The organism is Mesorhizobium sp. CA5, assembly GCF_020165105.1.
Classification (GTDB): Bacteria; Pseudomonadota; Alphaproteobacteria; order Rhizobiales; family Rhizobiaceae; genus Mesorhizobium.
In genome coordinates, this window is sequence record NZ_JAIUHJ010000001.1 from 18,594 (window position 1) to 38,371 (window position 19,778).

A 19,778-nucleotide genomic window follows, 5' to 3' on the forward strand; every position below is an offset into this window, starting at 1 on the left:
AAACCGGAGCCGGCGTTCCTCTCCCTCGCGCCGGCTCCGATCTTTCAATCTCAAGCGCACCTGCATGGACGCGGGCGACCGCCCATTTTCCAAACTGCCTGTTTCCAAAGACTGGAGCCGACTATGACACCGATCAGACTTGCCGAAAAACTTCACGCCAGCGACGTCGTCCTGCTTGCCGGCCGGCTGCTGCTGTCGCTGATCTTCGTGCATGAGGGCCTGCAGCTGGCGACCCATTTCGAGGCTGCCCAGAAGGCGATGGCCGCGCTCGGCGTCGGCACGCCGCTGCTTCTCGCCACCGTCGCGTTGCAGCTTGGCGCCGGCCTGTCGGTGGCGCTCGGCATCCTGGCGCGGCTGGGCGCGATCGGGCTCGGCCTGTTCTGCCTGATGACGGCCGGCCTCTTCCACACCAACTTCGCCAGCCAGAACGAATTGCTGCATTTCGAGAAGGACCTCGCCATTGCCGGCGGCATGTTCATCCTGGCGCTCAGCGGCGCGGGCGGGCTGTCGATGGACAGGATGCTGACTGGGTTCGCGAAGGACACCAAGATCGATCCGCCCGTCGAGCAGCATCCGTCGGTGGGGGAGACGAGCTTGCCGGTTTGAGACGCGGGTCCGCGTGAGGTGAGGCGGCCTCACAACACGCTCGTGATCCCGCCATCCACCAGCAGCGTCTGTCCCGTCACGAAGCTTGCCGCATCCGACGCCAGGAACACCGCCGCGCCCGCCAACTCTTCGACATCGCCCCAGCGCCGCATCGGGGTGCGGCCGGCGAGCCAGGTCGAGAATTTCTCGTCGGCGACCAATGCTGCGTTGAGCTCGGTCTTGAAATAGCCGGGTGCGATCGCGTTGACGCGCACGCCATGCTGGCCCCATTCGCCGGCCATCGACTTGGTCAGCATGGTGATGGCGCCCTTGCTCGCCGCGTAAGGCGCGATCGAGGGCCGGGCGAGCGCGCTCTGCACCGACGACACGTTGATGATCACGCCCTTGCGGCGTTGGACCATGCCCTTCACCGCGGCGCGGCTCACCTTGAAGACACCGTCGAGATTGGTCGCCATCAGCGCGTCCCAGTCGGCGTCGGAAAAGGTCTCGAGCGGCGCGCGGCGCTGGATGCCGGCATTGTTGACCAGGATGTCGATCGGCGCGGTGCCGGCTTCGCTCGCCGCGATCGCCGCGTCGACCGACTGCGTGTCGGTCACGTCGATCAATGACTCCGCTACCGTGTAGCCCTCGGCGCGCAAACGGTTGCCGGCGGCCTTCAACTCGTCGGCCTTGCGGCCGCCGATGGTGACGCGTGCGCCCGCGGCAGCCAATGCCTCAGCGAAAGCGAGCCCCAGCCCGCGGCTGGCGCCGGTGACGAAGGCATGCCGGCCTTCAAGGCCGAAGAGACGGCCGAGATAATCAGTCGAACGCAATTTGCACCTTCATCGATTGCGATTTGTCGCTGGCCAGTTTGATCTTGCGGGCCTCGGCGAGCGGCAAAGTGTTGCTGAGCAGGGTGCCGGGATTCTTCCTCGCACAGCTAGCAGCAAAGCCCGGCTCCATTCAACCGATTCATCTGATAAATCGGACTAACAAGCGGGCTGTGCCGCCCTGGCAATTAGTCGGTGCGGTCGATCCCGCACGTGTAACACTCGGCGGCAGACTCGAACGGGCCGGGACAAATGGCAGGCAACCAGACCTCATCGGTGACGATGACATAGCCAACAGTCTTGGCCGCGAGATACTCGGCGGGCTGTTTTCGCCCGGCGCGACGCTGCTTGGCGAGGAAGAGATCTGCGCCCGCTTCGGCGCCAGCCGAAGGGCCGCGCGCGAGGCGGTGAAGATCCTGTCGGCCAAGGGCCTGCTGCTCACCCGCCCCCGGCGCGGGTCGCGCATCCGCCCGCTGAAGGGCTGGAATTTCCTCGACCCTTCGGTGCTGGGCTGGTTGCGCGCCAGTGCCACCCCGCGCCATTTCATCATCGAGCTTCTGCCGCGCTCTCGGCAGGCATTGGCATTCAGGCGGCGGCCGGCCGCCTTGGCTTGCGCAAAGTCTTGACGCCGGCCATCTCGACGAAGTTGGTCGCCGACTCCCACAGGTAATCGCCATAGAGGAACGGCGCGAAGTCGCTGGCGCCTCTGATCGGCAGCGGCGCGATCTCGGCGTCGACGCGCGGCTCATAGAAGAAGGGAATGGAGTAACGCGCCGTCTTCGGCGCGATCACCCGGTGGCGCGTCGCCTGCACCACGCCGCCCGTCCAGCGTTCCAGCAGCTGGCCGAAATTCACCGCCAGCGAGCCGTCGGCGGGCGCCACGTCGATCCATTCGCCGGCATGGCTCCTGGCCTGCAGGCCTTCGACGCCGTCCTGCGCTAAAAGTGTCACGAAGCCGGAATCGGCATGCTCACGGCCGATGACCAGCCGCCGCTCGCCTTTGTGCATGACCCAATATTCAGGCTTCGACAGGTCGACCGCGCCGTCCTCGCTGCGCAGCGGATAGCGGATCAGCCTGAGCGTCGAGATGCCGCCCCGGAAATGGCCGTCGAAAATACCGTCCTCAAGCCCGAGGCTGCGCGCGATCGAGCCCATCAGCGCCGCGCCGACCTTCTCCATCGAGCGGTAGTAATGCGCGGCGGCCGCCTTCCACCCTGGAACATCGGCCTCGGCGGGAAGCGGCGTGCGCTCGAGCAGCGGATCGTCGGGCGCGAACCCGGCGTCGGCATGGGCGATGTCTGGCCCCATGTCGATGCCTTCCTTGTAGGACACCGCGGTCGGCTGCAGCGGGAACCAGCCGCGATAATAGTTCGATTTCGACGGGTCGAAATTCCAGCGCAGCAGCTTCCGCTTTTCCGCATCGGGCAAATCGAAGATCTTCAGGAGCTCGCCGCGCCGCTCGCGCGTCAGAAGCTCCGCGCCCGGAAAGCCGCGCGCAGTCATGAAGCCGATGCCGGAGGCAGCAGTGAAGATCTGGCGGTCGGCCTCGTCGCGTGCGGGCGAAGTCGGGCCGAACAGCGGCGCGATGTCGATGGCGGGGATAGTGTCACTCATCTCATGATCCTAGCGGTTCTTGGGAGCCGTGTGCCGCAATCGTGGAGAAGCGCATGCGCGATGACAAGCCGCGGCAGAGTTGTCGTTGTTCGAGCGGTCGGGCTTGGCGACCGGCTCAGCGCGCCGAGGCCGTCGCCGCGGATGCTGCCGGCTGAGTGATCGGCAATCGCCGCTTGGGTCCTCCGGCTACTTCCCCGCAATGCGCCGATGCACCCGCTCCAGGCTTTCCGCGAAGGCATCGAATGTTCCCCGCTCGGTCAGCTCGCGCAGCACCTGCTCGTTGATGCCGCCGCGCGTCGCATAGTCCTGCGCAAGATGCATGAAATCTTCGTCCGGCGCCGTATCCGGCGCATTGGCCAGCGCCTTGAAGATGCTGGTGATGTAGTCGCGTGCCCTGTCGCCCGAAACACCCTGGCTGCGCACCCAGGCGTGGATCGTGTCGAGATATTTGAAATAGCTGGCATAGGTCGCGGTGACGACGCTCAGCGCATCGAACTCGCTTTGGTCCTCGACCTCGATCACGCCGCCAAGCCTGCCGAAGAACGCCGCCGCGATCGGGTCCGGCGGGCAGATGATCGTCGCGCCCTGCAGCCGGGCGATCATCGGCATAGGCAGGGCTTTCGTCACCTGTGCCGCTGGCGCGACAAGCGCGGCGATCTCCTCGCGCGACACGGTGGCGATCAGGCTGACGACGTGATGGTCCGGCCGGAACCGCAGTTCCTTCAGCACCTCGCGCGCGATCTGCGGCCGCACCGCCAGCATCACGGTGTCGCAATCGTCGAGCACGGCCTGGTTGTCGGTAGCGATGCGCACGTCCGGACAACGCGCGGCAAGCTCGGCGGCGATCGCCTCGTTGCGCGGCGAGACCACCACCGGCGTCGTCTCCCCCGGCAGCGATTTCAGCCCCGCGACAATGGCCGAGCTCAACGCGCCCGTGCCGACAAAGCCAAGTTTCATGGAAGTTTTCGCCTCTGTTTCGGATAGCCGCCGACAATAGCGACGGTTCCGTTGCCGGCAAGGGAGGCCCGTCCGACTGCGCTGGCAAGGATTCCAACTGTTACGCGCAATTAAGGCCGGACTGATAGATTCCGGGGCATTCGATCGGGGGTGTGGCCATGAGCCAGCGCGCGTTCATCACTCTGCTCGTCCTGATGGCGGTGCTCGTGGCACTGTCGGCCACATCGTTCCTGGGCGCCATGATCGGCTTCCTGTTCGGCATCGCCATTGCCTTCTTCGTCGCCGGGCCGGTCATGCTGACCGGCAAGGTGCTCGAGAAAAACGGCATAGCGATATCCGGCCAGACAGCCCTGTGGGTGCTCGCCGGCTTTTATGCGCTGCTCATTCTCGCCGCTGCATTTCAGATCTGGCGCCGGCTCCAGCGCAAAGAGCCCGACCAAGCGCGATCCGCGGGTGTGCGGCTGGCGCTGCTCGTCGCGCTGCCCGCGATGGCGTGGCTGTCGGTGAACGCTATGCAGGACGCCTGGCCGTGAGGCATCTAGGCTAGGTCGCAACAAACTGGCAGGATGGCTCGATCAACGCGATTGGGGCGATCGCATGACTTTGCTTCAATTTCCGGTCACCGGCGAACAGGTCTCGAACGATGAGACGGAAGAGGTCATCCGCGAGGCCGAACCGCATCGCGCCCTGGTACGTTACCGCCCCGATGGCGGCGAACTCTTCATCCATACGCGGGTGAACATGGCGCTGCTGCGAGCCGCCGCATCGCTGCCGATCCTGCGCCTGAAGCTCGCGCCGCGCGCAGACGAGTTGACGGCGCGAGACGCTCTGCTGACGCCCAAGGGATCGCAGCGAAGCTACGCTTTCCTCGAAAAGCTTTGCCAGGATCTGGCTGCCGCAAACTGCCCAGCCTGTTATATCGCCGAACAGCATGGCGCGGGCGGCCGCGATTTCTATTTTACCACCGAAGACATCGCCGGTTTCGAACAGATAGCTGGCAAGGCCGCCGAGGCGCTGGCCTTTCCGCTCACGCTGGAACAGCAGTCGCTTGCCGCGCTGGCGCCGCTCATCCTTCCCGCCGAGGCGATAGGCGACCTCCGGCTGGAAATCGCCGCGGATGCCCGCATCCGGCCGACACGCTTCGAGTTCTGGGGCGCCGAGCCTTCTCTGGCGAAGCTGCGCGCCGAACTTGAAAAGCGCGGCTACCGCTTCTTGAGTCTGGAGATAGTCTCGCGTGAGCTAAGGATGGCGAAGGACGTGCCGATCGACGGCGAGGGTTTCGGCTCCGTGCTGAAGGAAATCGTTCCGCTGGCAAGGTCGCTGCAATGCAGCTATCGCGGTACCGAGACCATCGAAGGCCACGAACAGTTCCTGCTTACCCGCCCCCTGCCCGAGCGCTACAGCGGCGCGCGCCCGGGGCTTTTCAGTCGTCTTTTCGGTCGCGGTTAGGCTGCCAGGTGGGCCGCCGCAGCGGCTTTACCGCTTCGGTCCGAAACCCGGATAAGGGTTGAGCGGCACGATGGCCGCGATGTCCATCATGCCTGCCTCGATCAGCGGCAGCGTGGCAAGGTGGCCGCGCACCTCCTTTTCGTCTGCCGCCTCGAACATCATGCCGCTGCCGGGAACGTCGCCGCGGTTCCAGATCTGGCGCACGGCGCCTTGGACGTAGAGCGTCTTGCGCTGTTCGGATTCGGGCGGCAGCAGCGGCGCGAAATCGGAATCGCCAAACTTCTGGGTGTTGCGGGTGAGCAGGGCAAAGAACTGCATGGCGATCTCCTTTGTGGCCGGTTGATGCTGGAAGGTATCGCGCCACATGATTAGACTGTCCAAGACTGATTAGGAAATAGTTGAGACTTCTCAGGACTGATCTTGGAGGTGAAGATGCTCGACCTGCGCCAGATCAGATATTTCGTGGCCGTGGCTGAGGCCGGCAATGTCGGCCGTGCCGCCGAGCAGTTGCACATCTCGCAATCGCCCTTGAGCCGGCAGATCATCCAACTCGAGGAACAGCTCGGTGTCGCCTTGTTCGAGCGGGCGAGGCAGCGTGTCCACCTCAATGCCGAAGGCAGGGCCTTTCTTGCCGAAGCCCGAGCGCTGCTTGCCAATGCTGCGCGGCTGGAAGAGCTCGGCCGCAACCTTGCCAGCGGCGCCACAGGCAGCTTGGCCATCGGCTATGTGGAGGGCGCGGTGCATTCCGGATTGGTCGCGGACATGCTGCGGGATTTCCGCCGCGCGCGGCCGGATTTTCATCTGCAGTTGCGCAGCCGGCGGACGGCTGCGCAATTCGAAGATCTGAGGCAGCGCGTCCTCGACCTCGGTTTCGTCTATGCGCCGGCGCCGCAAGGCGATCCGGATATCGAGAGCATATTGGTGCGGCGCGAACCGCTGGTGCTTGCAATACCGGAAGGCGATCCGCTCGCCGCTGTCGCCGACATCGCGCCCGGCCATCTCAACGGCCGCGTTTGGATCACAGTCGTGCGCCAGCCCGGCGACACCAACCGCGCGCAATTCCTGGCGGCCTGCGCCGAATCCGGCTTCATGCCCGATATCGCCTATGAGACGGCCGATCCCTTGACTTCGCTTGGCCTTGTCAGCGCCGGGCTGGGCCTGGCGACGGTACAGGAAAGCCTGCGCTCGACCGCGCCTCCCGGCATCGTCTTCCGGGACCTGTTCTGGTTCAAGCGCAGCGTTGAGATCCACCTTGCCTGGCGGCGCAATGATCGGAGGGCGGCGATTGCGGATTTGAGGAGGGCAGTAGTCAGTAGGCAGTAGGCAGTAGGCAGTAGGGGTCGTCTTTCCCTATTGCCTACATCTTGTCGATCACCGACTGCACCCCTTCAGTCGGCGCATCGACCGACGAGCCCGCCACCATGATGGCGGCGACGATCGCTTCCGGGTCGTCAACCACCAGTGGCTTCACCTTATGCGCGGTGTGGATGAAGCCTTCCTCGGACATATGCTCGATCAGCGTCAGCATCGGGTCCCAGAAACCTTTGACGTTGGCGAAGACGATCGGCTTGCGGTGGTGGCCGAGCTGCGCCCAGGTCATGATCTCGACGATCTCCTCCACCGTGCCGATGCCGCCCGGCAGCGCCACAAAGGCGTCGGATTTCTCGAACATGCTATGCTTGCGCTCGTGCATGTTGTCGGTGATCAAGAGTTCGTCGAGCTTGTCGAGCGCGGTTTCGGTCGCCTCCTTGTTGATCAGGAAGCGCGGGATGATGCCGGTGACCTTACCGCCGGCCTTGAGCGCGCCGTCGGCGACAGCGCCCATGATGCCCTTGGTGCCGCCGCCATAGATGAGGCGCAACCCGGATTTGGCAAGCGAGCGGCCAAGTGTGTGGCCGGCCTTGATATAGGCCTCGTCGCGGCCCGGAGACGAGCCGCAATAGACGCAGACGGATCGAATCGTGTTCATGGCGATGATTGGTGATGGGGACGGTCGGCCGGGTCAAGCCCGCGGACGGGCTTTTTCTTGTCGGACTCGGGAAAACACGCTAGACCGGGCGTTAGGTGGCTAAGGGGGCAATACGGAATTATGGCGATCAATCCTTCTAAGGCGTTTTTGTTCGCGGCGGGTGGCGTTGTCGCCGTCGCGGCGGTCGCCTACGGCTCGGGCGCGCTCGATCCTTACATCAACGACCAGAAGCCGGCGCAGGTCGCGACGCTGCCGCAGACCGATGCGAAACCGGCTGAATCCTCGAGCACCGGCACAGAGGCGCGCGTGCCCCAGGCTCCGGCAAACACAATGGCTCCGGCGAACACGATGGCGCCAGCCAACACCATGGCGCCCGCCAATAAGATGGCGCCGGCCAACAACGCCATGGCGCCGGCCGCCCAGGCGCCCGCCGCCGGCCCGACATTGCCGACCTTCGATGTCGTGCGGGTCGAGGGCAATGGCTCGATCGTCGTCGCCGGCAGCGCCGCGCCCAACGCCAAGGTCGAGATCTTGAATGGCGGCACGGTGCTCGGCTCGACCGAGTCCGGACCCGACGGCGCCTTCGCCATCGTGCTCGACGATCCGCTGAAGCCCGGCGACTATACGATCACGCTGCGCCAGACGGTTGGCGGCATTGCCGTTGCCTCGGCCCAGACCGCCGTCGTGTCGGTGCCGCAGAGCCCGACCGGCCAGGTGCTGGCCATGGTCGAGGAGCCGGGCAAGGCCTCGCAACTGATCACCGTTCCTGAGACTGAGAGCAAGCCGGCGGCGCCGGCGGCGACCGATCAGGCAGCGGCGCCTGCGACCCAAGCTCCGGCAACGACCGAGCCGGCGGCATCGGGCACGGCCTCGGCGCCGGCCGCGACCGCGCCGGCCGCCACAGACCAGGCGACCGCGCCGGCTGCGGCCGCCGCGGCGGAACCCAAGATCGCGGTCGAAGCAGTCGAAATCGACGGCAGCAAGATCTTCGTCGCCGGCACGGCCGATCCCGGCCGCAAGGTGCGCGCCTATGCCGACGCCATCCTGCTCGGCGACGCCAAGACTTCGGCCGACGGGCATTTCCTGATCGAAGCGACGCGCGACATTCCGGTCGGCAGCTACACTATCCATGTCGACGGCCTGGACAATGACGGCGTCAAGGTCGTCGCCCGCGCTGCCGTCCCGTTCGAGCGCGAGGCCGGCGCGTCGGTCGCCGCCGTCGCCCCAAGCAAGACAAAGCCAGCCGAGGCCAAGCCGGCCGAGACCAAGACCGCCGAAACCACGACCGACACAGCAACGGCCGAAGCGGCCAAGCCGGCCCCGGCCGCCGGGGGCGCTGCCAAGGTTGCCGAGGCGACGCCCTCGACCGACGTGCCCGAAACGGTCGCGCCAAAGCTCGAACATGCCGACAGCTCCGTCATCATCCGCCGCAACGACACGCTCTGGCGCATCTCGCGCCGCGTCTACGGCCATGGCACGCGCTTCTCGACGATCTATCTGGCCAACAAGGACCAGATCCGCGATCCCGATCGCATCTGGCCAGGCCAGGTGTTCAAGGTGCCCTCGACTTCGAAGGAAGGCGAGGCCGCCGACATGAAGGCCATGGGCGAGCAGATGACAGCCGCGCCGGCGAAGACGGAGTGAGGCACTTCGTCATTCTAGGGCGGAGCAAGGAGCAAAGCGACGCGCGCAGACCCTAGAATCCATGCCGTGACATAAAGGCGATGCCACGGTGCAGACCTGTCTTTTTCAGGCATCCTACGGAGTTCCATTCTCGATCGCGGCATCTCGCGCGCACGTCCCGGCATGGATTCTAGGGTCTACGCGACGCTTCGCGTCGCTACGCCCTAGAATGACGAACGAGAGGGCTGCGATCTCGTTCAACAAATCTACCCATGCGCCTAGCTTGCCCTCTCACCGTTCATCGTCTATCGCCGATGAACGATGTCCGAATCCCCCGAGACCCGCTGCACCGAAAGCCGTGCCATTGCCGCGCGGCTGGCGGCGCTGTCGCATCCGGCGCGCATCGAGATCCTGAAACATCTCTCGGCCAGCCGCTGCTGCTCCTGCCGTGAGGTGGTCGATCACCTCGATCTCGCACAGTCGACCGTTTCGCAGCATCTGAAGATACTGGTCGAGGCCGGACTCGTCCGCTTCGAGACCGACCGCCAGCGCTCGCGCTACGCGGTCGACCACGCCGCGCTTGCGGGCGTCTCCGCTTCGCTCACCCAGCTCGTCAACTCCTGCTGCCCCAGCCTCTCACCCATAAGGCAAGACTAGTGGCCGAAAAGACCGTATCCGCCGAAGCCGGCACCCTCACCACTTTGCGCAATCTGTGGCCCTATATGTGGCCGGCCGACCGCGCCGATCTCAGAGCCCGCGTCACCTGGGCGACGCTGCTTCTGGTCGTCGCCAAGGTCACATTGGTCGCCGGCCCCTATTTCTTCAAATGGGCGACCGATGCGCTGGCCCATGGCTCGAAGACACCGCCGCCGCTGCCATCCTTCCTGCTGGCGCCGGTGGCGCTGGTCATCGCCTATAACGTGCTGCGCCTGATCCAGCTCGGCTTCAACCAGCTGCGCGACGCGCTGTTCGCCCGTGTCGGCCAGTATGCGGTGCGCCAGCTCGCCTTCCGCACCTTCGTCCACATGCATCAGCTGTCGCTGCGCTTCCATCTCGAGCGCCGCACCGGCGGCCTGTCGCGCATCATCGAGCGCGGCACCAAGGGCATCGAGACCATCGTGCGCTTCATCATGCTGAACACGGCGCCGACCATCCTCGAATTCGCGCTGACGGCCGGCATATTTGCCTTCACCTATGGCTGGAAATACGTCGCCGTGGTCGCCGTCACCGTCAGCCTCTATGTCTGGTTCACCGTCAAGGCGAGCGACTGGCGCATCTCGATCCGCCGCGACATGAACGACAGCGACACCGACGCCAACACCAAGGCGATCGACTCGCTGCTCAACTTCGAGACGGTCAAATATTTCACCAATGAGCACATGGAGGCCGAGCGCTTCGACCGCTCGATGGCACGCTACGAGCTCGCCGCGACGAAAACCTGGACATCGCTCGGCTGGCTGAATTTCGGCCAGGGCCTCATCTTCGGTCTCGGCACGGTCGTCGTCATGTGCATGTCGGCGCTGGAGGTGCAGGCCGGCAGGCAGACGGTGGGCGACTTCGTCTTCATCAACGCCATGCTGATCCAGCTTTCGGTGCCGCTCAACTTCATCGGCTTCATCTACCGCGAAATAAGGCAGGGGTTGACCGATATCGAGCATATGTTCGACCTGCTCGACGTGCCCCGGGAGATCGTCGACAAGCCGGATGCCAGGCCTTTGAAGGTCGGGCCCGGCAAGGTCGAATTCCGCGACGTGCATTTCTCCTATGATCCCAGCCGCAAGATCCTGAAAGGCGTCTCCTTCGAGGTGCCGGCCGGCAAGACCGTGGCCATCGTCGGCCCGTCCGGCGCCGGCAAGTCGACCATCTCCCGGCTGCTGTTCCGTTTCTACGACGTTCAGGGCGGCCAGGTGCTGATCGACGGCCAGGACATCCGCGACGTCACGCAGGAGAGCCTGCGGGCGGTGCTCGGCATGGTGCCGCAGGACACCGTGCTGTTCAACGACACCATCGCCTACAACATACGCTACGGTCGTGTCGGCGCCGGCGAGGAGGAGGTGCGCAAAGCGGCCGAGCTCGCCCAGATCGGCCCGTTCATCCAGAAGCTGCCCGAGGGCTACAAGTCGATGGTCGGTGAGCGCGGGCTGAAATTGTCGGGCGGCGAGAAGCAGCGCGTGGCGATCGCCCGCACCATCCTCAAGGCGCCGCCGATCCTGATGCTGGACGAGGCGACCTCGGCGCTGGACACCCAGACCGAGCAGGAGATCCAGGCAGCGCTCGACCTGGTCAGCAAGGGCCGCACCACGATCGTGATTGCCCACCGGCTGTCTACGGTGATTTCGGCCGACGAGATCATCGTGCTGAAGGACGGCCAGATCGCCGAGCGCGGCACCCATGCGGCGCTGCTTGCCAAGCACGGCCTCTACGCCTCGATGTGGGACCGCCAGCGCGAGGCAACCGAAGCCGAAGAGCGCCTGCGCATTGCGCGCGAGGGCGACGAGCTTGGGGTGATTGTGAGGAGAAGGACGTCGGAGGTGAGCTAGCGCCTGTTCCCCTTCTCCCCTTGTGGGAGAAGGTGGCCTCGCGAAGCGAGGTCGGATGAGGGGTGTTGGAAGGATCGCCGCACGACAAGACTAAGCGCTTGAAGCATCTATTCTTTTCTCGCCTCATTCCTTCCAGCACCCCTCATCCGTCTCGGCGCTTCGCGCCGATCCACCTTCTCCCACAAGGGGAGAAGGGAAAGGCGCAAAATCCCCTTGACCTCAACCTATCTTGAGCTTGCAAACCGTCTCTGAGCCCCTGCGAAGCAACTCGTACAAGAGTGGAGACAGATCGAAATGAGCACCAACAATCAACGCACCGGCAGCGTCTTCCGCGTCGACAAATTCGTCGTGCCGGCGCAAGCGCGCGACGAAATCCTCAGCAAGGCCAGGATGACGCATGAACTGCTGCGCCAGCAGGAGGGTTTCGTGCAGGACTTCCTGCTCGAGCAATTTTCCGGCCCCGGCGAGTTCAACCTTGTCACCATGGTCGAATGGGAAAGCCAGGCCGCGGTCGACAAGGTGGTGCCGATCGTCAAGGCAGCGCACGAGCGCATCGCCTTCAGCGCGCAGGAAACCATCGCGCGCCTCGGCGTCAAGGCCGACATAGCCAACTATCGGCGCGTGCCCGAATTATAGGAAGGCCACCCGGCTCCGGGCACCGAAACAGCGGCGCTCAGCACCTGGCCGGTGCGGGCGTCGCTCACCATGTTTTCGAATCCACGCCATTCGGCGGCGGCGATGAACAACGTCCTGCCGTCGGAGCCGCCCAGCATGCAGGCAAAGCAGCCGCGATCGACCTCGACCCTGTCGATTTTCTCGCCTCCCTCTTGCACGCGCACGCAGTGCCGGTTGGGCACGTCGGCATACCAGACGCAGCCCTCGGCATCGATGCAGTTGCCGTCGGGACAGTCGTTCCCGAGATCGGCCCAGACGCGCCGCTTGGAAAGGCTCCCATCTTCGGCGATGTCGAAGGCGGTCAATCGGTTGGCGTGGGATTCGGCGACGATCAGTGTCTTGTTGTCCGGCGTCACCGCCATGCCGTTGGCAAAGGCGATATCCTCGGCGACCTGCCGCATCGTGCCGTCCGGCGTGATCAGCACGATGGTGCCCGGCGCGAAATGCTCGCCCGGCGCCGGAGCCGGCCCACCGCCATTGACGTAGATGTTGCCGCGCCCATCGACGACGATTTCGTTCCAGGGGCTCTTGGATAGTCGCCTGAGATCGGCATGGGTGACGAGCGTTCCGTCCGCTTCCTGCCGCAGCAGAAGGCCTTCCCGGCCGGAAACAACAAGCAATCGTCCATCCGCCAGCCAATCGATCGAATAGGGCAGGACGGCCGGCACGATAAGCATCACCTCGCACCGGCCATTGTCGTTCACCGCGACGATCTCGCCGGTGCCCCAGTTGCAAAGCCAGAGCCGGCCGTCATGCCAGCGCGGCGACTCGCCGAAGGCTAGGCCTTCGGTGACGACCTTGGCACTCATTGCAGACGGTTTCGGCGAAGGCATTGGCGGGCTCCTTGGGTGTCCACTCGCCAAGGACGCGCGACGGAGCCGAGTTCCGACACCCGGAGCAAAAATTAGGCTTGCACGCCGGCGTTGCTGCCTCCCCCATTGTTGCGTTGCGGGGAGGGGGGCTTTCCGCTATTGAGGCGCAACCTGAAACAGGGACCGCCCCCAAGCCCTATGACGCTTCTCGACTCCGTCAAGAATACGTTCGTTCCGATCCATCGCGAAGGCTACCCCTTCATCGCCGCCTTCGCCGCGGCCACGCTGTTTCTCGGCTATTTCTCCTCGATCCTGTTCTGGATCGGACTGATCCTGACCGCATGGTGCATCTATTTCTACCGCGACCCCGAGCGCGTCACCCCGGTCGACGACCGGCTGGTGGTGAGCCCGGCCGATGGCGTGGTCTCGGCGGTCGGCCCCGCCGTGCCGCCGAGCGAGCTTGGGCTGGGCTCCGGCGAGATGACCCGGATCTCGGTGTTCATGAATGTGTTTTCGTGCCACATCAACCGCGCTCCGGTGCGCGGCCGGATCACGCGCATCGAGCACAAGCCCGGCAAATTCCTCAATGCCGAGCTCGACAAGGCAAGCGCGGAGAACGAGCGCAACGGCCTGGTCATCGACAGCCCCAACGGCACGATTGCCGCCGTCCAGATCGCTGGCCTTGTGGCGCGCCGCATCGTCTGCTGGGCCGAGGCTGGCGGTACGATCGCGATCGGCGAGCGTTTCGGCCTGATCCGCTTCGGCTCGCGCGTCGACGTCTTCCTCCCGTCGGGCGCCGTGCCGCGCGTCGCGGTCGGCCAGACGGCGGTTGGCGGCGAGACCGTGCTTGCCGAATTCGGTGGCACCGCGGTCACGCCCTTGGTCAGGGTTTCCTGAGCGTTGGGCGCGCCGTTCAAGAAATTCGAGGCCCATGCCAGCGGCGGTCCGCGCATCCGGGAGATCCCGATGCGCATGGTGCTGCCCAACCTGGTCACCGTGCTTGCCATCTGCGCCGGCCTATCCGGCATCCGCTTCGCCTTCGAGAACCGCTTCGAGATCGCTGTGGTCATGGTGTTGCTTGCCGCCTTCCTCGACGGCATCGACGGGCGACTGGCGCGCATGCTGAAGGCGACCTCGAAATTCGGCGCCCAGATGGATTCGCTGGCCGATATCGTCAATTTCGGCGTGGCGCCGGCCCTGGTGCTCTATGCCTTCCTGCTCGACCGCGCCGGCTCGCCAGGCTGGATCGCCGCACTTCTCTTCACCATCGCCTGCGGCATGCGGCTGGCCCGCTTCAACGTTCTGGCCGATGACGCCGAGCAACCGGCCTGGCAGACCGAATATTTCGTCGGCGTGCCGGCCCCGGCGGGTGCTGTGCTGGTCATGCTGCCGCTCTATCTTTATTTCCTGCGGCTCGGTCTGGAGCCCGGCCGGCCGGCCGCCTTCGTCGCCACTGGCTTTACCGTGCTGGTCGCTTTCCTTCTGGTCAGCCGCCTGCCGGTCTATTCGGGCAAGAGCGTCAAGGTGCCGGGCGACAGGGTGCTGCCGGTCATCCTCGGCGTCGTGCTCTACATTCTCTTGCTGATGACCTATCCCTGGTACACGCTGACGGCTTCCGTCGCTGGGTACCTGCTTTTCCTGCCGTTGTCGGTGCGCGCCTATTCCAAGCGGGCCATGCGCGAAGGCGAGAAGGTGCCGCCGTCGGATATCGGGTAGCGCTGCGCCCTAGGCCGCCGCACTCAGCCCCAGCCGGTCGATCGCCAGCTTGCGCGCCGAGATGTAATCCGTCTTGCCCGAGCCCAGCACCGGGATCTCTTCCACCTTGATGATGTCGTTGGGCACCATCAGCTCGGCCGCGCCGGCCTTCTTGCCGAACTGGCGCAGCTCCTCGGCATTGGCTTCGTCAGCGGTGGTGACCAGCACGATGCGCTCGCCGCGCCTCTTGTCGGGCACTGCCACCGCTGCGTGGCGTTCTTCCGGCCATAGCGACTGCACCAGCATCTCGACGGCGCCCAGCGACACCATCTCGCCGGCGATCTTGGCGAAGCGCTTGGCCCGCCCGCATATGGTGATGAAGCCCTCGCGGTCGACCGAGACGATATCGCCGGTGTCGTGCCAGCCTTCCAGCCGCTGCAATTCGCCGGGACGATCGGCGGTCATGTAGCCCATCATCATGTTCGGCCCGTCGAGCCACAGCCGGCCGCCCTCGGCGATGCCTTCGACCGGCTCCAGCTTCATGCGGATCGCCGGCAGCGGCCGCCCGACTGTGCCGTCGCGGCTGTGGATGGCGGTGTTCACCGCCACCACGGGCGCGGCCTCGGTCAGCCCGAAGCCTTCCACGATCGAGGCCTGGAAACGGTCGCGGTAGGTGCGCCGCGTTTCCGGCTTCACCGCTTCGGCGCCGGCCACGACAAAGCGCAGGCTGGAGAAGTCGCCGTCCTTCGCGGTGCGCGCATAGTTGGCGAGAAAGGTGTCGGTGCCGAACATCACGGTCGGCTTCACCTTGCGGGCGATCTCTGGGATGATCTTGTAGTGCAGCGGCGAGGGGTAGAGGAACAGCTTAACGCCCAGCACCAGCGGCAGGATGGTGCCACCGGTCAACCCGAAGGAATGGAACACCGGCAGCACGTTGAGCAGGATGTCGGCCGGCGAGACGGAGACGCGCGCCTCGGCCTGCATGACATTGGCAAGCAGGTTGCGGTTCGACAGCACCACCGCCTTCGGCGTGCCTTCCGAGCCGGAGGTGAACAGGATGACAGCGGGCTTCGAGGCTTGCTGCCGCTGCAGTGGCAAACGCCACAGAAGCGCGGCGGCAACCTTGTCCAGGGTCGTCACATTGGCGCGCACATCCTCCAGCCACAGCATCTTGGCGCCACCCGCCTCGACCGCGGCGACGATGTCGTCGATGCCCGCCTTTTCGATGAAGGCGCGGGAGGAAACCACCGTCCTGATGACGGCAGTGCGGACCGCCGCGGTCACGCTCGCCGGGCCGGCGGTGTAGTTGATCATCGCCGCCACGCGGGCAGCTGAGACCAGGCCGACGAAGGTAAGCACCACACCATTGGCATTGGGCAGCAGCACGCCGACTGCTTCGCCGGGCGCGGTCACCGCCTCGAAATGGCGGCCGAGCACGCGAGCGCCGATGAACAGCTTGCGGTAGCTGAGCGAACCGGAAATCACATCCTCGATGATCGGGCGCGAAGGTCCGATGCGGTCGGCGGCGTCGCGCATGGCGAGGAAGAGCCCGCGATCGAGATTGGTGCCGTAAAGCCGTGCCTCGGCGAACCGGTCGAACAGCGCGTTGGTGTTGGATGCCATGTCGGGGTTGCGCGCCACCAGCTCGGCGATGGTCATCGGCTCCAGCACGCTCATCGAAAGCCGCGGGAACCAGTGGCGCGGCGCTTTTTCCTTCGGCGTCAGCGACACCGGCAGGTCACGCGTGCCGGCAACGAAGATCGGCACGATGCGTGCATCGGCCTGCATGGCGATGCGGGTGATGGCGCGAAACAGCCGGAACGATTTGACGTCCGGCTCGACATTGTCCGGCAGGTAGACGGCGAGCCGCCCCTTGCCCTTCAGCACGCGCACCAGCCGGCGGCTGACGAAGATATGCTCGGCGTTGAAGGCGATGGTACGCGCAAGCTCGCGCCACGGCTCCAGCCAGGGCGAGCGCGCCGAAGCCTCGTCCAGGATATGCAGCGTGTCGTCGGGAAGCAGCGACAGCATCAGCGCCGGCTCGATGCGCGACTGGTGCCAGACGACATAGATGACCGGCGTCTTGGCGCTGCGGGCGATGCGCATGCGATTGTCGGCGATGCGGTAGGCGAGCTTGAACGGCACATAGAGCAGCGCCTGGGTGAAGCGCAGGTCGAGCCGAAACCGCTCGATCACCGCAATCAGCAGCCAGGCAAGGACAAGGCCCGCCAGCAGCGCCAGGGTCAGGATCATGCCGCTCTCTCCCAGTCTCCTCCAGGGCGCGGCTCTTGAGCGACCGCTTCGGTGGCAGAGGGTAGCGGAAGTGCGGGCAAGGTCAATGCGGGGTCGGAGAGCTTTCCCTTCTCCCCTTGTGGGAGAAGGTGGATCGGCGCGCAGCGCCGAGACGGATGAGGGGTGTTGGAAGAAATGAGGCGCTGGAAAATCCAGCTCTTGAGGCGCTTAGCTTGCGACGCCGCGCTCCGTCCAACACCCTTCATCCGACCGAGCTTCGCTCGGCCACCTTCTCCCACAAGGGGAGAAGGGGAAGACGGCGCTACGCCGCCTTCAACCTCCCGCTGATGAAGCGGAACTCCTGGCTTTTGCCGCCATAGCCATAGGCCGCCGCCGGCACTTCGTGCACGAAGGCGTAGCTTTCCTCATGCACTCCGCCCAGCAGCCGGCCGAAGGCCCCGAAGATCGCCTTGAGATAGGCTTCCAGCTCGAGCTTTGTGTTGGTGCCGTCGACGACTTTGATGTCGAGCCAGAACGTGTTGGTGCCGTGCTCGGTCAGCGACTTGCCGCCGGCGAACCAGTGCTGCGGATCGATGTAGTTGACGGCGACCGCGGTGATCGTCGGATCCTTGTGCAACAGTTTCGCGGTGATATCGGTGGCCTCCCTGGCGATTGCCGCGGACAGCTTGGCGTCCGGCTTGCCGGTGACGCTCACATTGATGATCGGCATTTTTCTATCCTCCGAGTTGGGCGCCTCGCGCCGTCGATGGGAGGACCATGCCATCGGCATAGCATCAATAAAATCGAATTGTTTTTGATAAATAGTTCGATATCATTGAAGTATGGAAACGCTCGATCCGGATCTTCTGAAAACCTTCCTTGCCTTTGTCGACGGCGGCTCGCTCGCCAAGGCCGCATCCACCGTCGGCCGCACACCGTCAGCGGTGACCGCGCAGATGCAGCGGCTGGAGGAGATCGTCGGCGAGCCGCTGCTCATCCCGCAGGGCAGGGGACGCGGGCTGACGCCGGCCGGCGAAGATCTTGTCGGCCATGCGCGACGCATCCTTACCGTCCACACCGAAGCCTGGCTGGCGCTGAAAGGCGCGCGCGCCGGCGGCCGCATCGCCATCGGCACGACGCAGGATTTCGCCGATCAGGGCCTGCCGGACCTCCTCCGGGCCTTCGCCGCCAGCCACCCGCGCGTCAGGGTCGAGCTGCGCGTTGGCCGCTCGCTGGAGCTCGGGTCGGCGTTGCAGGCAGGCCAGCTCGACCTCGCGATCACCATGCGCCATGCCCCCTCGCCGGATGAAGTGGCGTTGATCAGCGAGCCGATGCTTTGGCTTTGCTCGGAAAAAGGCCTGGCGGTGCGGCAGGAAGCGGTGCCGCTGGCGCTGCTCGATCCCTATTGCGGCTTCCGCGAGGCCGCGCTCAATGCGCTCGACGCCGCCGGCCGCCGCTACCGTATCGCCGCCGGCAGCGCCAGCCTTGCCGGCCTGCGCAGTGCGGTCAATGCCGGCATCGCGCTGACGCCGCGCACCCGGCGCTTCGCCCATTCGGGCATCGTCGAGGTATCTGCCGATTTCGACCTCCCGCCGCTGCCGATGGCCGATTTCGTCATCCGGCTCGGCCGCGAAGCCGCCCGCCCGGCGCGGGACTTGGCGGAGCTGCTTGCCGGCGGCCTGGCCCTTCCGTCCTGAGGCCGGTCGTCCAAAGAAAAAGCCGACCTTTTTGAGGGTCGGCTTCTAGTCGGACGGGTCGAGGGGTTTGGGGGGACTTGGGGGGTGACCCGTCGATCCAATAATGCTCCACGCAAATGATGGTTCCGTGACTGGCGAAATATTTTTACGAATCCGCCGATTTCGCCTTCAGCCAGTCGCGGCCGGCATGCGCAAAGACCGCGCAAAGCACGATGGCGCCGCCGATGATGCTGGCCATCGGTGGGACTTCGCCGAGGAACAGCAGGGCAAACAGGATGGCGAACGGCACCTCTGCGGAACCGAGCAGGCCGGCTTCCGCCGACGGAATCAGCCGCGAGCCTTCCGTCCACAGGATCGAGGCGAGCGCGAAAGAGCAGCCGAAGGTGGCAAGCAGCGCCACGTCGCGGGCGGACACGGCCAGCGGATCGGTGACGAACCAGCCGAGCACGAAAAGCAGGAAGGCCGAGACAGCGCCCGCCCAGACGACCGGCGAGTCGCGAAAAGCGCGCACCATGATCATGTAGAGCGCGCTGCCGGCGGTCATCAGCAGCGCCAGGGCGTCGCCGAACAGGTGCCCGTTGCCGAGGCCGGCGCCCACCATGATGGCGACGCCGCAAAGCGATACGGCCGCAGCCAGCATCGTCTGCAGCCGGAATTTTTCCCGCACCAGAACGAAGGCGAGCAGTGCGGCGATGAAGGGCGAGGTCGCGTAGATGACCGCGACATTGGCGACATAGGTGAATTTGAAAGCCGAGATGAAGGCGATGCTGGCGGCGGCGCCCTCGACCGCAAGCAGCCAGCCCCGCCAGCCGAGTTTCAAGCTTTCGCGCCCGTCCGAGCGGCGCCGGCGCCACAGCACGTAGAAGCTGATCAGGATCGAGCCGAAAAAACCGCGCCAGCAGGTGATCGTCAGCGGATCGGCATGGATCGACTTGGTCAGCACGCCGGTGAGCGCGAAGGCGATCGCCGATGCCGACACCAAGATGATGCCGAGCGTGCGCTCGGCGGCCACGTCGGCGGCGGCAGGCGCAAGCTTTTCCGGCATGTCGAGCGTGTCCGTCATGGCGCCAGCCTACCCAGTTGCTCCTGACAGCCTTCCG

Annotated in this window: 21 protein-coding genes; 12 read left to right on the top strand and 9 right to left on the bottom strand. The window is 65.3% G+C overall.

Annotated features, from left to right (window positions below):
- Positions 1-123: 123 nt before the first annotated feature.
- Entirely contained in the window at positions 124-606 is a 483-nt protein-coding gene (locus LB529_RS00105) for a DoxX family protein (protein WP_224605400.1), read from the top strand.
- A 29-nt stretch (positions 607-635) separates the two neighbouring features.
- Here LB529_RS00105 and LB529_RS00110 read toward each other — a convergent pair whose 3' ends face one another.
- A complete protein-coding gene (locus tag LB529_RS00110) occupies positions 636-1,418 on the bottom strand; it encodes a glucose 1-dehydrogenase (RefSeq protein ID WP_224544109.1) in 783 nt (260 codons plus the stop codon).
- A gap of 23 nt (positions 1,419-1,441) precedes the next feature.
- On the opposite strand from LB529_RS00110, the gene LB529_RS00115 reads away from it, so the two are divergent.
- Positions 1,442-2,041, top strand: coding sequence for a FadR/GntR family transcriptional regulator (locus LB529_RS00115; protein ID WP_224544108.1), 600 nt, complete (start codon positions 1,442-1,444; stop codon positions 2,039-2,041).
- Here the strand turns inward: LB529_RS00115 and LB529_RS00120 are convergent.
- On the bottom strand, positions 2,001-3,029 hold the full coding sequence (locus LB529_RS00120) for an isopenicillin N synthase family dioxygenase (protein WP_224544107.1): 1,029 nt from the start codon (positions 3,027-3,029) through the stop codon (positions 2,001-2,003). The two genes, LB529_RS00115 and LB529_RS00120, sit on opposite strands and share 41 nt — an antisense overlap.
- 186 nt (positions 3,030-3,215) lie before the next feature.
- Positions 3,216-3,986 (bottom strand): pyrroline-5-carboxylate reductase, encoded by a 771-nt coding sequence (locus LB529_RS00125; protein ID WP_224544106.1) that lies wholly within the window; start codon positions 3,984-3,986, stop codon positions 3,216-3,218.
- Between the two features lie 152 nt (positions 3,987-4,138).
- Between LB529_RS00125 and LB529_RS00130 the strand changes: the two genes are divergently transcribed.
- Entirely contained in the window at positions 4,139-4,519 is a 381-nt protein-coding gene (locus LB529_RS00130) for a hypothetical protein (RefSeq protein WP_224709833.1), read from the top strand.
- 64 nt (positions 4,520-4,583) lie between these two features.
- Positions 4,584-5,435 (top strand): hypothetical protein, encoded by an 852-nt coding sequence (locus LB529_RS00135; protein ID WP_224709834.1) that lies wholly within the window; start codon positions 4,584-4,586, stop codon positions 5,433-5,435.
- A gap of 27 nt (positions 5,436-5,462) precedes the next feature.
- On the opposite strand, the gene LB529_RS00140 is transcribed toward LB529_RS00135, so the two are convergent.
- Positions 5,463-5,753, bottom strand: a complete 291-nt coding sequence (locus LB529_RS00140; RefSeq protein WP_224605453.1) for a muconolactone Delta-isomerase family protein — start codon at positions 5,751-5,753, stop codon at positions 5,463-5,465.
- A 114-nt stretch (positions 5,754-5,867) separates the two neighbouring features.
- Between LB529_RS00140 and LB529_RS00145 the strand changes: the two genes are divergently transcribed.
- Positions 5,868-6,758, top strand: coding sequence for a LysR family transcriptional regulator (locus tag LB529_RS00145; protein ID WP_224709835.1), 891 nt, complete (start codon positions 5,868-5,870; stop codon positions 6,756-6,758).
- Positions 6,759-6,792: 34 nt separating this feature from the next.
- On the opposite strand, the gene LB529_RS00150 is transcribed toward LB529_RS00145, so the two are convergent.
- Positions 6,793-7,404 (bottom strand): TIGR00730 family Rossman fold protein, encoded by a 612-nt coding sequence (locus tag LB529_RS00150; protein ID WP_095766979.1) that lies wholly within the window; start codon positions 7,402-7,404, stop codon positions 6,793-6,795.
- Between the two features lie 120 nt (positions 7,405-7,524).
- Between LB529_RS00150 and LB529_RS00155 the strand changes: the two genes are divergently transcribed.
- The 4 genes from LB529_RS00155 (at position 7,525) to LB529_RS00170 (ending at position 12,203) form a co-directional block, all read left to right on the top strand.
- A complete protein-coding gene (locus LB529_RS00155) occupies positions 7,525-9,048 on the top strand; it encodes a LysM peptidoglycan-binding domain-containing protein (RefSeq protein WP_224709836.1) in 1,524 nt (507 codons plus the stop codon).
- Between the two features lie 300 nt (positions 9,049-9,348).
- Positions 9,349-9,684 (top strand): ArsR/SmtB family transcription factor, encoded by a 336-nt coding sequence (locus tag LB529_RS00160; RefSeq protein ID WP_095766981.1) that lies wholly within the window; start codon positions 9,349-9,351, stop codon positions 9,682-9,684.
- Positions 9,684-11,567 (top strand): ABCB family ABC transporter ATP-binding protein/permease, encoded by a 1,884-nt coding sequence (locus LB529_RS00165; RefSeq protein WP_224709837.1) that lies wholly within the window; start codon positions 9,684-9,686, stop codon positions 11,565-11,567. Before LB529_RS00160 ends, LB529_RS00165 begins: the two co-directional genes overlap by 1 nt.
- A gap of 294 nt (positions 11,568-11,861) precedes the next feature.
- On the top strand, positions 11,862-12,203 hold the full coding sequence (locus tag LB529_RS00170) for an antibiotic biosynthesis monooxygenase (protein WP_224633120.1): 342 nt from the start codon (positions 11,862-11,864) through the stop codon (positions 12,201-12,203).
- On the opposite strand, the gene LB529_RS00175 is transcribed toward LB529_RS00170, so the two are convergent.
- Positions 12,179-13,075 (bottom strand): SMP-30/gluconolactonase/LRE family protein, encoded by an 897-nt coding sequence (locus tag LB529_RS00175; protein WP_411962407.1) that lies wholly within the window; start codon positions 13,073-13,075, stop codon positions 12,179-12,181. The two genes, LB529_RS00170 and LB529_RS00175, sit on opposite strands and share 25 nt — an antisense overlap.
- 177 nt (positions 13,076-13,252) lie before the next feature.
- Here LB529_RS00175 and LB529_RS00180 point away from each other — a divergent pair, with 177 nt between their 5' ends.
- Together LB529_RS00180 and LB529_RS00185 are read left to right on the top strand one after the other, a co-directional pair.
- Positions 13,253-13,951, top strand: a complete 699-nt coding sequence (locus tag LB529_RS00180) for a phosphatidylserine decarboxylase (protein ID WP_224544096.1) — start codon at positions 13,253-13,255, stop codon at positions 13,949-13,951.
- A gap of 3 nt (positions 13,952-13,954) precedes the next feature.
- Positions 13,955-14,770, top strand: coding sequence for a CDP-alcohol phosphatidyltransferase family protein (locus LB529_RS00185; RefSeq protein ID WP_411962408.1), 816 nt, complete (start codon positions 13,955-13,957; stop codon positions 14,768-14,770).
- Between the two features lie 9 nt (positions 14,771-14,779).
- Here LB529_RS00185 and LB529_RS00190 read toward each other — a convergent pair whose 3' ends face one another.
- Together LB529_RS00190 and LB529_RS00195 are read right to left on the bottom strand one after the other, a co-directional pair.
- Positions 14,780-17,002, bottom strand: coding sequence for an AMP-binding protein (locus LB529_RS00190; RefSeq protein WP_224709838.1), 2,223 nt, complete (start codon positions 17,000-17,002; stop codon positions 14,780-14,782).
- A 301-nt stretch (positions 17,003-17,303) separates the two neighbouring features.
- Positions 17,304-17,711 carry a tautomerase family protein gene (locus LB529_RS00195; RefSeq protein ID WP_224709839.1) on the bottom strand — a complete coding sequence of 136 codons (408 nt, stop codon included), beginning with the start codon at positions 17,709-17,711 and terminating at the stop codon, positions 17,304-17,306.
- Between the two features lie 112 nt (positions 17,712-17,823).
- On the opposite strand from LB529_RS00195, the gene LB529_RS00200 reads away from it, so the two are divergent.
- A complete protein-coding gene (locus LB529_RS00200; protein WP_224709840.1) occupies positions 17,824-18,678 on the top strand; it encodes a LysR substrate-binding domain-containing protein in 855 nt (284 codons plus the stop codon).
- Positions 18,679-18,823: 145 nt separating this feature from the next.
- Here LB529_RS00200 and LB529_RS00205 read toward each other — a convergent pair whose 3' ends face one another.
- Entirely contained in the window at positions 18,824-19,741 is a 918-nt protein-coding gene (locus LB529_RS00205; RefSeq protein ID WP_224709841.1) for a DMT family transporter, read from the bottom strand.
- Positions 19,742-19,778: the final 37 nt, after the last annotated feature.

What these genes read in the sequence shown, in the direction of transcription:
- LB529_RS00105 (WP_224605400.1), top strand. Translation starts at nt 124, where the DNA reads ATGACACCGATCAGACTTGCCGAAAAACTTCACGCCAGCGACGTCGTC.
- LB529_RS00120 (WP_224544107.1), bottom strand. Translation starts at nt 3,029, where the DNA reads ATGAGTGACACTATCCCCGCCATCGACATCGCGCCGCTGTTCGGCCCG.
- LB529_RS00125 (WP_224544106.1), bottom strand. Translation starts at nt 3,986, where the DNA reads ATGAAACTTGGCTTTGTCGGCACGGGCGCGTTGAGCTCGGCCATTGTC.
- LB529_RS00135 (WP_224709834.1), top strand. Translation starts at nt 4,584, where the DNA reads ATGACTTTGCTTCAATTTCCGGTCACCGGCGAACAGGTCTCGAACGAT.
- LB529_RS00140 (WP_224605453.1), bottom strand. Translation starts at nt 5,753, where the DNA reads ATGCAGTTCTTTGCCCTGCTCACCCGCAACACCCAGAAGTTTGGCGAT.
- LB529_RS00145 (WP_224709835.1), top strand. Translation starts at nt 5,868, where the DNA reads ATGCTCGACCTGCGCCAGATCAGATATTTCGTGGCCGTGGCTGAGGCC.
- LB529_RS00150 (WP_095766979.1), bottom strand. Translation starts at nt 7,404, where the DNA reads ATGAACACGATTCGATCCGTCTGCGTCTATTGCGGCTCGTCTCCGGGC.
- LB529_RS00155 (WP_224709836.1), top strand. Translation starts at nt 7,525, where the DNA reads ATGGCGATCAATCCTTCTAAGGCGTTTTTGTTCGCGGCGGGTGGCGTT.
- LB529_RS00160 (WP_095766981.1), top strand. Translation starts at nt 9,349, where the DNA reads ATGTCCGAATCCCCCGAGACCCGCTGCACCGAAAGCCGTGCCATTGCC.
- LB529_RS00170 (WP_224633120.1), top strand. Translation starts at nt 11,862, where the DNA reads ATGAGCACCAACAATCAACGCACCGGCAGCGTCTTCCGCGTCGACAAA.
- LB529_RS00175 (WP_411962407.1), bottom strand. Translation starts at nt 13,075, where the DNA reads ATGCCTTCGCCGAAACCGTCTGCAATGAGTGCCAAGGTCGTCACCGAA.
- LB529_RS00180 (WP_224544096.1), top strand. Translation starts at nt 13,253, where the DNA reads ATGACGCTTCTCGACTCCGTCAAGAATACGTTCGTTCCGATCCATCGC.
- LB529_RS00190 (WP_224709838.1), bottom strand. Translation starts at nt 17,002, where the DNA reads ATGATCCTGACCCTGGCGCTGCTGGCGGGCCTTGTCCTTGCCTGGCTG.
- LB529_RS00195 (WP_224709839.1), bottom strand. Translation starts at nt 17,711, where the DNA reads ATGCCGATCATCAATGTGAGCGTCACCGGCAAGCCGGACGCCAAGCTG.
- LB529_RS00200 (WP_224709840.1), top strand. Translation starts at nt 17,824, where the DNA reads ATGGAAACGCTCGATCCGGATCTTCTGAAAACCTTCCTTGCCTTTGTC.
- LB529_RS00205 (WP_224709841.1), bottom strand. Translation starts at nt 19,741, where the DNA reads ATGACGGACACGCTCGACATGCCGGAAAAGCTTGCGCCTGCCGCCGCC.